At 24.8% G+C, this 12,447-nt stretch carries 13 protein-coding genes; 3 read left to right on the top strand and 10 right to left on the bottom strand.

Annotated features, from left to right (window positions below):
* Positions 1-142: 142 nt before the first annotated feature.
* The 10 genes from FVE75_RS11720 to FVE75_RS06855 all read right to left on the bottom strand — a co-directional run bounded on the left by FVE75_RS11720 (position 143) and on the right by FVE75_RS06855 (position 9,050).
* A complete protein-coding gene (locus FVE75_RS11720; RefSeq protein WP_269472150.1) occupies positions 143-277 on the bottom strand; it encodes a hypothetical protein in 135 nt (44 codons plus the stop codon).
* An 11-nt stretch (positions 278-288) separates the two neighbouring features.
* The gene (locus FVE75_RS06875) at positions 289-1,965 is read right to left on the bottom strand and encodes a DKNYY domain-containing protein (protein ID WP_172618794.1); all 1,677 of its coding nucleotides are present in this window, start codon (positions 1,963-1,965) and stop codon (positions 289-291) included.
* A gap of 126 nt (positions 1,966-2,091) precedes the next feature.
* A complete protein-coding gene (locus FVE75_RS06870; RefSeq protein WP_147005821.1) occupies positions 2,092-3,900 on the bottom strand; it encodes a DKNYY domain-containing protein in 1,809 nt (602 codons plus the stop codon).
* Positions 3,901-3,953: 53 nt separating this feature from the next.
* On the bottom strand, positions 3,954-4,475 hold the full coding sequence (locus tag FVE75_RS11470; RefSeq protein WP_232052481.1) for a DKNYY domain-containing protein: 522 nt from the start codon (positions 4,473-4,475) through the stop codon (positions 3,954-3,956).
* Positions 4,476-4,619: 144 nt separating this feature from the next.
* Positions 4,620-5,819, bottom strand: coding sequence for a DKNYY domain-containing protein (locus tag FVE75_RS11465; protein WP_232052674.1), 1,200 nt, complete (start codon positions 5,817-5,819; stop codon positions 4,620-4,622).
* A 35-nt stretch (positions 5,820-5,854) separates the two neighbouring features.
* Entirely contained in the window at positions 5,855-6,046 is a 192-nt protein-coding gene (locus FVE75_RS11460; RefSeq protein WP_232052480.1) for a hypothetical protein, read from the bottom strand.
* Positions 6,034-6,687 carry a DKNYY domain-containing protein gene (locus FVE75_RS11455; RefSeq protein ID WP_232052479.1) on the bottom strand — a complete coding sequence of 218 codons (654 nt, stop codon included), beginning with the start codon at positions 6,685-6,687 and terminating at the stop codon, positions 6,034-6,036. Before FVE75_RS11455 ends, FVE75_RS11460 begins: the two co-directional genes overlap by 13 nt.
* Positions 6,671-7,228 (bottom strand): DKNYY domain-containing protein, encoded by a 558-nt coding sequence (locus FVE75_RS11450; RefSeq protein ID WP_232052478.1) that lies wholly within the window; start codon positions 7,226-7,228, stop codon positions 6,671-6,673. The genes FVE75_RS11455 and FVE75_RS11450 overlap by 17 nt, the downstream gene beginning before the upstream one ends.
* Before the next feature lie 67 nt (positions 7,229-7,295).
* Complete coding sequence (locus FVE75_RS06860) at positions 7,296-8,378, bottom strand: DKNYY domain-containing protein (protein ID WP_232052477.1); 1,083 nt, start codon at positions 8,376-8,378, stop codon at positions 7,296-7,298.
* Positions 8,379-8,381: 3 nt separating this feature from the next.
* Complete coding sequence (locus FVE75_RS06855; RefSeq protein WP_147005819.1) at positions 8,382-9,050, bottom strand: sakacin A production response regulator; 669 nt, start codon at positions 9,048-9,050, stop codon at positions 8,382-8,384.
* Positions 9,051-9,465: 415 nt separating this feature from the next.
* Here FVE75_RS06855 and FVE75_RS06850 point away from each other — a divergent pair, with 415 nt between their 5' ends.
* From FVE75_RS06850 to FVE75_RS06840, 3 genes are all read left to right on the top strand, one after another.
* Positions 9,466-10,011, top strand: coding sequence for a type II secretion system protein (locus FVE75_RS06850; protein ID WP_147005818.1), 546 nt, complete (start codon positions 9,466-9,468; stop codon positions 10,009-10,011).
* Positions 10,012-11,625, top strand: coding sequence for a ComEC/Rec2 family competence protein (locus tag FVE75_RS06845; RefSeq protein WP_147005817.1), 1,614 nt, complete (start codon positions 10,012-10,014; stop codon positions 11,623-11,625). It abuts the gene before it with no gap.
* Positions 11,626-11,760: 135 nt separating this feature from the next.
* Complete coding sequence (locus tag FVE75_RS06840; protein ID WP_021744002.1) at positions 11,761-12,096, top strand: zinc ribbon domain-containing protein YjdM; 336 nt, start codon at positions 11,761-11,763, stop codon at positions 12,094-12,096.
* Positions 12,097-12,447: the final 351 nt, after the last annotated feature.

The following is a 12,447-nucleotide window of genomic DNA, read 5'->3' as shown; positions in this document are numbered from 1 at the left end:
TTATCATCATATCAGAAGAGTCAGGACTGGATGCATGAATAATGAAAGTTACAAAGTTATAAATACATCCAGAAATTTTTTAGTGAATTTTTTATATTTTATATTTGAATTATTATCATTTTTATAAATATAACTATTTTATTTAGTCTAATTCTTTTGTTTTATACACTTTTTTCTTATCCTTCATTTTGTACCCGTTATTATTTTCATCATAATGTTTATGAAGAGTTTTTACATCTGCTTCCTTAAAAATCTTACCTGTTTTGGTAATAGGCATTATTACAAATCTTATGCATAATCTTCATCAAGAATTTGAAAAGTATCAATATCGACATTTTTACTTTCTAATGGAACAAATTTTGTGTTATTATTTTCATCTTCAGTAAAATAGTACAAATCTTCATTTTGCTTTACTAAAGAATAGTCTATTACTTCAAAGTTTTTAGGTTTGAATATTTCCAACTTTTTATTTTTATAATAAACATTATTTTTATCCTTAAAAAAATCATTTTTCAAAACTTCAAAGCTATTTACATCCACTCCATTTACTTTACGAGTTTCATAATATACTCCCATTTTATCTTTTCCAATAGAATACCCTTTAGGTTCAAAAGTTTTTATATCAGCACCTTCTATTTTTTGAAAATGATAATAAACGTTATTTTTATCTTTTGAATATTCAGAATAATTTTCGATAGGTTGTAAAGTTTTTAAATCAATTTCTGGAGAAATTTCAACTTTTTCAACAACAACTTCATTTTCTTTTTGATAAAAAGAATATATTCCATTTTTATCTTTTACATGTGTATAATTTACAAATGGCTCAAAAGATTTTGAATCAATTCCTTTCATTAGCATTCCTTCGTAGTAAACTCCATTCTTATCTTTGTAAAAATTTCCGTTTAAATCTTCAAATGTCACAGGGTCTAAGCCCTTTATCATCTTCCCTCTGTCGTAAACAGCATTTTTATCTCTTCCTAATGCATAGCCTTCTATTGCTTCAAAAGTTTTTGCATCTGCCCCTTTAACTTTTTTTACATCGCCATCATAATTATCATAATAATAAACATTATTTTTATCTCGATAATATTCTTTCGATACTTCTTCAAAGCTATTTATATCGGCATTCTGAATTTTTTTTGCTTCTTCTCTTCCAAGATAATAGACACCTTTATCATCTTTAAAAAGAAGTCCATTTTTATTTATTATTTGGAAAGATTTAGGGTTAATGCCTAGCAATTTTTTTCCAAAAGCGTATATATTATTCTTATCTTTCCCATAAATTTCAATAATTTCAAAACTATTACTATCCGCTCCTATTATTTGTTTTATATCAATTTCGATATTTTTTCTGTCGTCATAATTTTCTTCATCTTTGGTATAATCATTATTATCTTTACTTTCCACATAATTAACATAATACACATTATTTTTATCTTTTAAATACAAAATTATCGATGTATCTCTTAATATTTCTAAACTGTTTATATCCATTTCTTTAGTTTTTATTGATTTTAATGTGATTTCACCGTTTTCATATTTATCAAAAGTAAAAATTCCATCTTTATTTCGTAATATACTTGGCATAAAAGGTTGTAAAAAAATCTCACTTTTCTCTGGACTAAACCCTTTAAATTTTATAACCTCATCTCTTGTCACAAAAAACACACTACTCTTATCCTTTGCTATTAAAAATTTTTCCACTTGAAAAGAATTCACATCTACATTTTTCAGCTTTTTATTCTTATAGTAAACATTATCCTTGTCTTTCGCAAAATTATCATTCTCTTCAAAAATTTTAAAAGTCCTAAAATCAATATTTTTTACAATTTCTTTTTTCTCAGAATCTTCCATTGTGTCAATGAAATAAATTTTATTTTTTTCTTTAATATAGCCCGCATTTATAATGTTTCCTGATAAAATAAGCAATGTTAAAATTTTTAACAAATTTTTCCTAATTTTCATATCGACTCCTTTTAAATATCTAATTCTTATACTAAAACCTCGTTTAAAATACAGTAATTTTTTGTTATACATATTATTTTTTTTTAAATTTCTGGTTTTATTATATCATTTTTTTTGAAATTTATACTATTTAATTTCTCTATTTTCTCTAATCTTTTCTCCACGATAATATTCACCATTCTTATCTTTTGCATAGTCATCATTCATTATTTCAAAACTTTCACTGTCTACATTTTTAATTTTCTTTATCATTTTTTCTTTATCTGAAAAATAGTAAACATTTTTATCATCTTTAAAATAATTAAGTTCAATCATATCAAATATATTAGGATTTGCATCACTTAATTCATTTATTTTATAATCAATTCCTCTAAAATTGAAAACAGTAGCAATTTTATCATCATCTGTATTTAAAGTATAAACAGTATTTTTATCTTTAAAAACATAAGGATAATTTGTAATTTCTTCAAAACTATTAAAATCAATATTCTTAATATTTTTATCAATTTTAATTGTTTTTATGCTACTCTCTTTAGTTAATATATAAATTCCATTTTTATCTTTTATTATAGAATTATCGTAAGATTCATTTAATACTTTAAAACTATTTCTATCTATTTTTTCTAATTTATCGCCTTTATAATAAATATTATTTTTATCTTTTCCAAAATAAGAATTTTCTTCTAGTATTCCAAAACTTTTGAAATTTACATCTTCTATTTTTTTTAATTTTCCATTTTTATCATAATAAATGTTAGTTTTGTCCTTATAATATCTGTTATCAATATGTTCAAAAGTGTTTATATCAACTGTTAAAGGTGCTATTTCAACTTCTTTTTCCTCAAAATTAGAAATTTCATATAATGTACCTTTTATTTTGATAAAGTCATTTTCAATTATTTCAACATCATTAGGATTAACATTTTTTACTTTTTTCCATTTAAAGAACAAATTATTTTTATCCTTTTTGTATCTTGTCATAGAAATATTTTGATAAGTCTCAATATCCAAATCATCTAACCTATGAAGTTTATACTCATCCAAATAATAAATATTATTTTTATCCTTGAAATAATCATCCAACGTTTCATTCGCTATTTCAAAACTTTTTGTATCTATCTCATCATTTCTAAATTTTATTAAAGTTTTTTTATTCTCATCAATATAATAGATACCATTTTTATCTTTTATCAAATTTTTGGGTTCTGATATTCTATTTTCATAAATAACTTTAAAGCTGTTAACATCTAAACCTTTTATTTGTTGATTTTCAAAATAGACATAATTTTTATCTTTTAAAATATTTTCACTTAATTCATTAACACTGTTTCTATCTGCATTTTCTAGTTTCAACATTTTATCTTCAGAAAAATAGTAAACATTGTTTTTATCCCGATAATATTTATTATCAAGATAGCTACGTCCATTTATTTTTTCAAAAGTTTTTGCATCCACATTTTTAATTTGTAAAATTTTTCCACCTTTTTGGAAATAAATATCATTTTTATTTTTATAAATAGTTGGATCTTTGCTTGAAATTACTTTAAAGTCATTAAAATCTATATCAATCCCATTTTCTTTAAAATTTATAATTTTTAATTTATCATAATTTTTTCCAAAAGTATAAATTCCATTTTTATCTTTAAACATTGTAATGTAATATCCTTCAACTACTTCAAAAGTTTTTGGATCTATTTTATTTAATTTTTCATCCCAATAATAAACAGAATTTTTATCTTTTGCAATATGATAACCCAAAATCTCAAATGTTTTCGCATCTGCATTCGGCAATTTTTTTAATCCATTTTCTGTTCTATAGTACACACTATTTCCATGAATTTCATAAAAAGGCATCACACGAATATCTGCATTCACAATACTCCCCGCCAAAACAAACAAAAGTAGAATTTTTAACAAATGTCCTTTAATGTTCACAACAACTCTCCTTTTTTATTCTCAAGTTAACAATTCAAATAAAATAATTTTTATTACTTAATCTCCATTTCCTCCTCAAAGTCAACTGGATTTTTCCCTTCCATTTTCTTCCCTTCGAAATAAACGTTATTCTTATCTTTTCCGTATTTTCCAGTCATTGTTACCCTAAAACTGTCTTTATCTGCTCCATTTATTTTTACAAATTTATTTCCATCCATAAAATAAACGCCATTCTTATCTTTGAAATAATAGGAACTGTCCATTGGCGAATAAATTCTTTCAAGAGTTTCTAAATCAATGCCTTTACTATCCAATCGAGTTACTTCTATTGTTTTTTTGTTATCTTCAGTTTCAGTAAATTTATAAACACCATTTTTATCAGATAGTATTATTTCATACCATAATCCGCCATCAAAATAACTAAAATTATCAGAGCTGATTCCTTTTAATTTTTTTCCTTTATAGTAAACGTTATCTTTGTATTTTATCCACGTTCCCTCCAGTTCTATAATTGACCATTCCTCATCTCTATTTTCAATATCTTTAAAATCCATTCCAACTATCTTTTTACCCATACATAGTCACCTAAGTTGTATTTAGGTTCTTTGTAAAAACCAGTATCTAAAGATTCAAATGAACTAGCCTCTGCCCCTTCTATTTTTCAAATTTATCCACGTCAAAATAATAAACATTTTTGCTATCTTTAAAATATCCCAAATCTAAGTTTTTAGATTTTTGAAATCAATTTTTATATTGATTGGAACTATTTTAAATTTGTATTTTCCCTCGTCTTCTTCAATTTTATAAATACCATTTTTATCCCTTATAAGATTAGCCCGCATTTTTTCAAAAGTTTTTGCATCTATTTCTTCTAATTTCTTATTATTTAGATAAATATAATCTTTATCTTTTGAGAAATTACCATAACCAGTATAACTTGAATCTAAAATTTCAAAAGTTTTTAAATCAGTATTTTCTATTTTATAAAGATTATTATCTGATTCATAATAAACATAATTTTTATCTTTATAATAGTTGCCATCAATATGTTCAAAAGTTTTTAAATCTAATCCTTTTATATTTAGTTTTCGAACTTTTATTTCTATATTTTCATTTTCTTTTTCAATATCTTCTAAGAAATATAGTCCATTTTTATCTTTTACTATTTCATAACTTAATTTTTTAAATGTCTTTGGATCAATTCCGTTTAATTTATATTCAAATATATAAAGGTTTTTATCATCTCTCGCAAAAGTATCATCCACCATTTCAAATGTTTTCGGATTTACATAGGATAATTTTTTGAATTTTATTTTACCATCTCTGTTATCCATAAAATAAACATTGTTTTTGTCTTTATAATATTTGCTATAATGTCCTCCAGCAAATTCCAAAGTTGCAATATCTACTCCTTCTATATTTTGCACTCTTGGTATGAAAGTTATGCCATCCTCTGCTCTATCCAAATAAAAAACATTCTTATAATCTTTTATAAAACTCAAATCACTGTTCAATACTTCAAATCCTTTTGGACTAACACCTTCCAATCTCTGTTTGTCAACATATACGCTATTTTTATCTTTTGAAAAAATTCCCAGCTCAAATGTATCAGCATCTGCTCCTTCCAGTTTTTTTAATTCCTGTTTATCTTCAGTCATATCGACATAATAAATCGAATTTTTATCTTTATAAAATGCTTCTTTTAAAATATTCTCAAAACTTGTCACATCAATGTTTAAATTTTTTATTGTTCTTATTTTAGTTTTTCCGTCATCTGTCGTATAAATCTCATAGACATTTTTATTATCCTTTAAGTAACTATCATCAAAAATTTTAAGCCCTTCAATACCAACAGAATCTAGCTTTTCTCCATTATAATAAACATTTTTTCCATCTACTCCATAATTTCCGTTTACAATTTGAAATGTATTTTTATCAGCATTTTTTACTATTTTTACTTTCCGTTTTTATTATCTACAAAATATACGTTATTTCTATCTTTTATATAATTGCTATAAGAAGAATCAATGTCATCAAAAAATTCTAAACTTTTTACATCAATATTCAAATTTATTTTCTCAATTTTTCCATTAGAAAAATAATACAGATTATTTTTATCTTTTACAAAATCATTTAACTCAAGCATTTTATCAGCACTTTTAACATCAATTTCACTTTTGATTTTTTTAAATCATTATCTGAACGATAATAAAAACTGTTTTTATCTTTATAGTAATTTAAAATTTCAAAATACTTAAATGTACTAAAATCAATGTTCAAATTATTTATTTTTTTTGCTTCAATTTTATCGTTTTTTCTGTCATACAAATCGCTATTGCTATTAAATGTCAAATAGTAATTATTTTCGCTTTGAAGAATATAATTATCCTGTCCCATTTCTTCAATAACTCTAACATTATTCGGATTAATTTCTTTTATTTTTTCACCAAAATAGTAAACGCCGTTTTTATCTTTTCCAATTTCCTCGCTCAAAGTAATAAAACTGTTTCTATCAATATTTGGTAATTTTATAAAACCTTGTCCAGCAGGAAACTCATTACTGTATTTAATAACAAAAATATTATTTTTATCTTTAAAATAATAAGTATCTCCCATTATCTCAAAACTTTCCGCATCAGCATCTTTAATATCCTCATTTCCTGTAATGTAAAAAACTCTATTTTTATCTTTTCCTATAAAATTACCAAAATTTTTAAAACTCTTAGAATCCACGTTTTCCATCTTTTTACCGTTATAATAAACATTATTTTTATCTTTTGCGATCATAATAACCCAAAACCTCAAAAGAATTTTTATCTGCTCCTTGTATTTTTTCCAAATTCTCATAGGCATAGTAAATATTATTTTTATCAACAAAATAATCTATGCTAGTAACATCTTTGCTATTTTCTAAAGCTCTAAAAGTTTTAACATCAAGTCCATCTAAAGATATTTTTTTCGTATTTATTTTATTATCCGAAGATATTGGTATACTATCTGTAATCTCAGCTTCAATTTTATATACATTTTTACTATCTTTCACATAATTTTCTTTTACTGTTTCAAATCCTTCAGGCAAAACATCTTTAAGTTTCTTACCATAAAAATAAACATATTTATTATCTTTTGCATAATAATCACCAATAAGCTCTCTATCTTCCTTTAAAGGTTCAAAACTTTCAATATCTACATCTTTTACTTTCGACTTAATCTCATAATATGGCATTTTATAATAAATTTCACCATTTTCCTTTAAATATTCCGCATTTGCAATGCTTCCTGCTAGGATAAATAAAATTAATATTTTTAATAAATTTTTTCTTTTCATACACTTACTCCTTTTTTATAATCTTTAATTTTTAGTAAATAAAATACCTTTTTAACTTTTCAACTTTTTATTTTCTTTCTATTTTTATAAGATTCATATTTTCATCAATTTTATAAAACACATTATTATATTTTATTTCATTGTCTACAATTTTAAAGTAATTTGGATTAACATTATTTAACTTTTTCCCTTGATAATAAACATTGTTTTTATCCTTTGCATATAAGTATTCAATAACTTGAAAGGTTTTGTAATCAGCATTTTCTATCTTTTTTATCTCTACATTTTCTTCATCCACATAATAGACATTCTTTTCATCTTTTATATATTCATCACTTTTTTCGCCATTTTTTTCCTTCAAAAATTTAAGTGTTTTTATATCAGCTTCATTTTTAAATTTAATAAGTGTTTTTCCTTTTTTTATATCATCAGTTTCATCATAATAATAAAAATTATTTTTATCTTTATAAACCCTCATGGAAAAACTTTCAAAAGTATCCTTGTCAATTGGAAAATCCATTTTTTTGGCATATATTTTTTCATTCGAATTATTTTCATAAACAAGATAAAAATCATTTCCGCTTTTAATGATATTGTCAGGAACACTGCTTAACGAAGTCCAAAACTCAAAATTATTCGGACTTACACCTTTCACTTTTTGTCCATAAAAATACAGATTATTCTTATCTTTAGCATAAAAAAAGTCCAAATAAACAAATGTCTCTAAATCAACTTTTTCATCAATTTTTTTCATATCAAAATAAGCATTGTTCTTATCTTTAAAATAATAATCTCCAACCGATTTAAGCGTTTTCGTATCCACATCTTTCAATTCCTTTTTTTCATCAGCATCAAAAACCATTTTCTCATCCTTCACAAAATGACTTCCAAATATTTTAGCACTTTTAGGATCTATCTTTTCAATCTTTTCCCCTTGATAATAAATATTATTCTTATCTTTTGCAAAATCATTTTCCAATATTTCAAAGGATTTTTTATCTATATTTTTTAATATTCTTGTCTTTTCTTCACTCCAGTCCCGATAATAAATTTCTCCATTTCTTTTTATATATTCTGCATTTCCAATATTTCCTGCCCAAATTAACAACCCAAATATTTTTAACAATTTTTTTAAATTCAAAATTATCACTCCCTAAATTTCTTTCGTTTTTAAATAAAATGGCATCAGTAATTTAAAGCCTTTTAAAAATTCCTTTGTCAAATCTTCAAGATTTTCAAATTTTTCAATTTCTTCCACATCAAATTTAACAAGCACTTTTCTGATATTTTTCTCTTTCATATCTTCAAGTAATTTTTCCCTATTTTTTTCACTTCCTTCAATTCTATCCAGCATACAGTTTTCCTTACTTTTTGAAAACTGCACAAAATAATAAAGTGGCTTCTTAATTGGCAAGTCTAAAACCTTATTCTGTCTTTCAAGAGTATTTTCCCCAATTTTACGTTCAACAAAATTCACTTCCATCGAAATTCCGACTTTTTTAGTTTTCTCATTTTTAAAGACTCTAAGTGCAATTCCAGATTCATTTTCAGTATCTCCATCCTGCTTCAAAAACACCCAAAGATAAGGTCTTGCAACCTGTCCTTGATTCATCCAGCTGCTAACTTTCTGCAAATGAAATCCCTCCACATTTTCCTCAACAGATTTGGCTATTTCAGTAAAAATCTTTCGTGCATTCTGTCCATTTTTTCTAAAAAGCTCCATATCTTCCTTTAAATCCCCTGCTTTTTCAGGTTTAATATATTTTCTCCCAGCATAATCTGTATATTCAATTAATGGCTTGTAATAAAATTTTTTATTCATATTTTTTCTCCTTAAATTTTTTTGATTTCAACTTCTTAAAAACTAAATAATCTTAGAAAATTTTTCTGAAAGAATTATAAATACTAAGTTCAAGTTTAAAGAGAGTTTTCTATAAAATTATAACATACTTTCTCAAATTTCTAAAAAGGTTTTAATTTTTTCTTATATTTGCATAAAATAAATTTAAAGGTTTTCAAATGCTTTTTGTATATTATTTCAATTTTTAAATTTTTTGAATATATACTCGAACCCATTTAAAATTGAACTGATAGAAATTATATAATTTAGGGTTTGAGTAAAATAGTCATAATTTTTGAGTTCTGTTTTAAACTAGTTTTACTATAAATTTGATTTTTTTAAAAAATAGTGTATAATAGTATTGATTAAAAAAAGGTTAAAAATAAGGGGTGAAAAAATGAGAATAAAGGGGAATAATGATGGGTTTACACTCATTGAGGTTTTGTTATACATTTCAATTATGGCGATTTTGTTTATGGTAGTTTCTGTGAATTTACATAAACAGAGGCAGAATCAGGAGTTTGCAATTCAGAAGAGGAATATTAGCCAGTTTATCAGAAAAATTCAGCAGTATGCACAGCACAACAGGAAGGAATATGTGCTAGATTTTAAAATATCTGAAAAGAGGGCCTATTTTTTGGATGAAAAAAATGGGAAAAAGGATATTATAGATAAAATGGAGATTTCCCAAAACTTATCTTATATGACAAATAATTCTAATAAAAATGCTGATTTTAGAAGACGTACCACAAATGAAGGGAATTTTGAAAAAGGATTTTCCGTTTATTTGCTGGATAAAAAGGGAGAAAAAATTTATTACAGGATTTCTACAAACACAATAAATGCGGCAAAATATCCGATTATAAGTATTTATAGGGCTAAAAAGCCGATTAATCTTTCGGATGATTATTCAAAGGCTAATTTGTGGGAGGAGGAAATTTAGATGAAAAATGGGGGAAATTTTGAAAATAATGAGATAATTGAGGAAAGAAATAAAAAAATAGATTTTGAGAATATAAAATTTCGTAAAATCGTGAAAAAATCTAATAAAAATGAAAATATAAAAAATTCTGGAAATACAAAAGTGAGTAAAAATAATGACAATAGTCAAACTCAAGAAAACATAAATAAATTTGAAAATAAGGAATTTGACAAATATATTTTGGAAATGCAGAAATTCAGAGAAAAAGAAGCTAGAAAAAAGTATATAAAATCTGAACTTTCACGCAGGAAACAAAATTTAGTAAGGTTTTTTAATATAGAAATAGGAATTGAAGAAGTTAAAAGAACTTGGCAATTTGGAATTTTAATTTTGGTAGGGATTTTTTTGTTTGTGTTTTATCTGAATTTTGTTACTTTTAAAGGGGAGCTTTCTGGAGAAAAGACGCTTTATGTGAAGATTGATGGAAATCGTGGAAGTGTCTTGAAGGTTAATAACAAATATTTGAAAAGTCAGGCGAGCATTGAAAATAAGAAGGGGCTTGAATATGGATTTTACCTTATGCGGTACAAAATTAGGAAAATTGTAAATAAAAATGGCAATATTAAGATTGAAGGGAAAGTATTAGGATATAAAGAATCACGATTAAATGGTGTTCGTAAATATATTTTGGAGATTTTTGATAATTTGTTTATAACTGAAGAAAATTTGTATGCTTTTTCACGTGCTGCGATTCTGGGAGAAAAGGCGGAAGTTTCTAAGGATATGAAGGATAAGTTTAAATACACGGGATTGGCTCATTTAATTGTAATTTCTGGAACTCATATAAGTCTAGTTGTTATTGGAATTGTGAAAATTTTGGATGGACTGTCGCTAGGGTACAGGTTTAAGTATTTAATGGCACTTGTTGCACTCACTTTTTACTGTGCATTAATTGGATTTTCTCCAGGAATTTTGCGTGCTTATATTATGGGAGCGATGATGATTTTGGCAAGGATTCTTTTTGAGCAGGAAGACAGTAAAAAATCTTTGTTAATATCATTTATTGTTATAATTGTACTAAATCCATATTCACTTTTTGATATTTCTATGCAGCTTTCATATGCAGCAGTTGTAGCAATAATATTTGTAAATCCTGAATTTAAGAAAATTTATCAGGAAAAAATTTTGGATAAAATAAAAAACGAAGTATTGAGAAATACTGTAGATTTGATATTTTTAAGTTTAACAATACAAATTACGAGCATTCCTTTATTTTTGTATTATTTTGAAAAACTGCCATTGTTTTCATTTTTATTAAATATTGTAGGAATACCGATTGGAACAGTTGTTATACAATGTTTATTTTTTGCAGTGCTTTTAAATATTTTTAAATTATCTTTATTTAATGGAATAGTAGTTTTTATTACAGAAGTTATTTTTAAAGCTTTTGAAGGGTTCATTTATGCTGGAAGTAAAATTCCGCTCTTACAGATTAGTATCAATGGAAAAGTACCGTTGTGGACGATTTTTGCATATTATGGAATGTTATTTTTTATAACATTTTTTGTAATGCCCTTGTTTACTGCAAAAATTGATATGTATTCAAGTTCTTTTAATACTGAAACAATAAAATAATTATAGAAATGAATTTAAGAACGTTATTAGTAGTATAAATGAAAATTATGATAATAAACATATTTTATAAGTTCCTGTTTCGTGGTATAATAATATGATAAAAAAATAATAAAATTTGAAAGGGAGAGATAGAATATGAGTTTACCAAATTGTCCAAAATGTGGATCAGAATATGTTTATGAGGATGGAAATATGCTAGTTTGTCCAGAATGCTTTTATGAATGGGCTGAAAATGGGGAAGAAAGCAGTGATGAAAACGTTGTGAAAGATTCAAACGGGAATATTTTGCAGGATGGAGACAGCGTTACAATTATTAAGGATTTGAAAGTAAAAGGTGCATCATCAGACTTGAAGAGAGGGACAAAAGTTAAAAATATAAGATTAATTGATGATGGAATTCATAACATCGACTGTAAAATAGATGGTTTTGGTGCGATGAAGCTGAAATCTGAATTTGTAAAAAAAATATAAAAAATAGATTTTTTAATAACTTACTTTAGAAGTTTTTTTCTTAAATATACAACAAAGTAATTTTCATAAGTTTAGATTATTTTAGTTTTTTTATTTTATGTTTATTTAAGCAGAGAGATCAGACGCCATCTCCCTGCACCCACGCTTAACGCAAAACTTTCTTATAAAAGAAAAATAGAACTCACTTTTGAATTTATATTATTCTAATACAAACAACTTTGTACAACTTGAAATTGTTCCAAAAGCTCAAACAGCTATTTTCTTCTAACGAAATTTTGCTTATTAAAGTTTTTACAGATTATTTTGAATAATTATAATTTTTTAATCAAAATAATTGTTATAATTAAATTA

It is taken from the genome of Leptotrichia hongkongensis, assembly GCF_007990635.1.
In the GTDB taxonomy this organism is placed as follows: domain Bacteria; phylum Fusobacteriota; class Fusobacteriia; order Fusobacteriales; family Leptotrichiaceae; genus Leptotrichia; species Leptotrichia hongkongensis.
Note: the sequence above shows the minus strand (reverse complement) of the source record. Positions and strands in the feature narration are given on the sequence as shown.

What these genes read in the sequence shown, in the direction of transcription:
- FVE75_RS06840 (WP_021744002.1), top strand. Translation starts at nt 11,761, where the DNA reads ATGAGTTTACCAAATTGTCCAAAATGTGGATCAGAATATGTTTATGAG.
- FVE75_RS11455 (WP_232052479.1), bottom strand. Translation starts at nt 6,687, where the DNA reads ATGATCGCAAAAGATAAAAATAATGTTTATTATAACGGTAAAAAGATG.
- FVE75_RS11460 (WP_232052480.1), bottom strand. Translation starts at nt 6,046, where the DNA reads ATGCTTGAGTTAAATGATTTTGTAAAAGATAAAAATAATCTGTATTAT.
- FVE75_RS06845 (WP_147005817.1), top strand. Translation starts at nt 10,012, where the DNA reads ATGAAAAATGGGGGAAATTTTGAAAATAATGAGATAATTGAGGAAAGA.
- FVE75_RS11450 (WP_232052478.1), bottom strand. Translation starts at nt 7,228, where the DNA reads ATGAAAAGAAAAAATTTATTAAAAATATTAATTTTATTTATCCTAGCA.
- FVE75_RS11470 (WP_232052481.1), bottom strand. Translation starts at nt 4,475, where the DNA reads ATGGGTAAAAAGATAGTTGGAATGGATTTTAAAGATATTGAAAATAGA.
- FVE75_RS06855 (WP_147005819.1), bottom strand. Translation starts at nt 9,050, where the DNA reads ATGAATAAAAAATTTTATTACAAGCCATTAATTGAATATACAGATTAT.
- FVE75_RS11720 (WP_269472150.1), bottom strand. Translation starts at nt 277, where the DNA reads ATGCCTATTACCAAAACAGGTAAGATTTTTAAGGAAGCAGATGTAAAA.
- FVE75_RS06850 (WP_147005818.1), top strand. Translation starts at nt 9,466, where the DNA reads ATGAGAATAAAGGGGAATAATGATGGGTTTACACTCATTGAGGTTTTG.
- FVE75_RS06875 (WP_172618794.1), bottom strand. Translation starts at nt 1,965, where the DNA reads ATGAAAATTAGGAAAAATTTGTTAAAAATTTTAACATTGCTTATTTTA.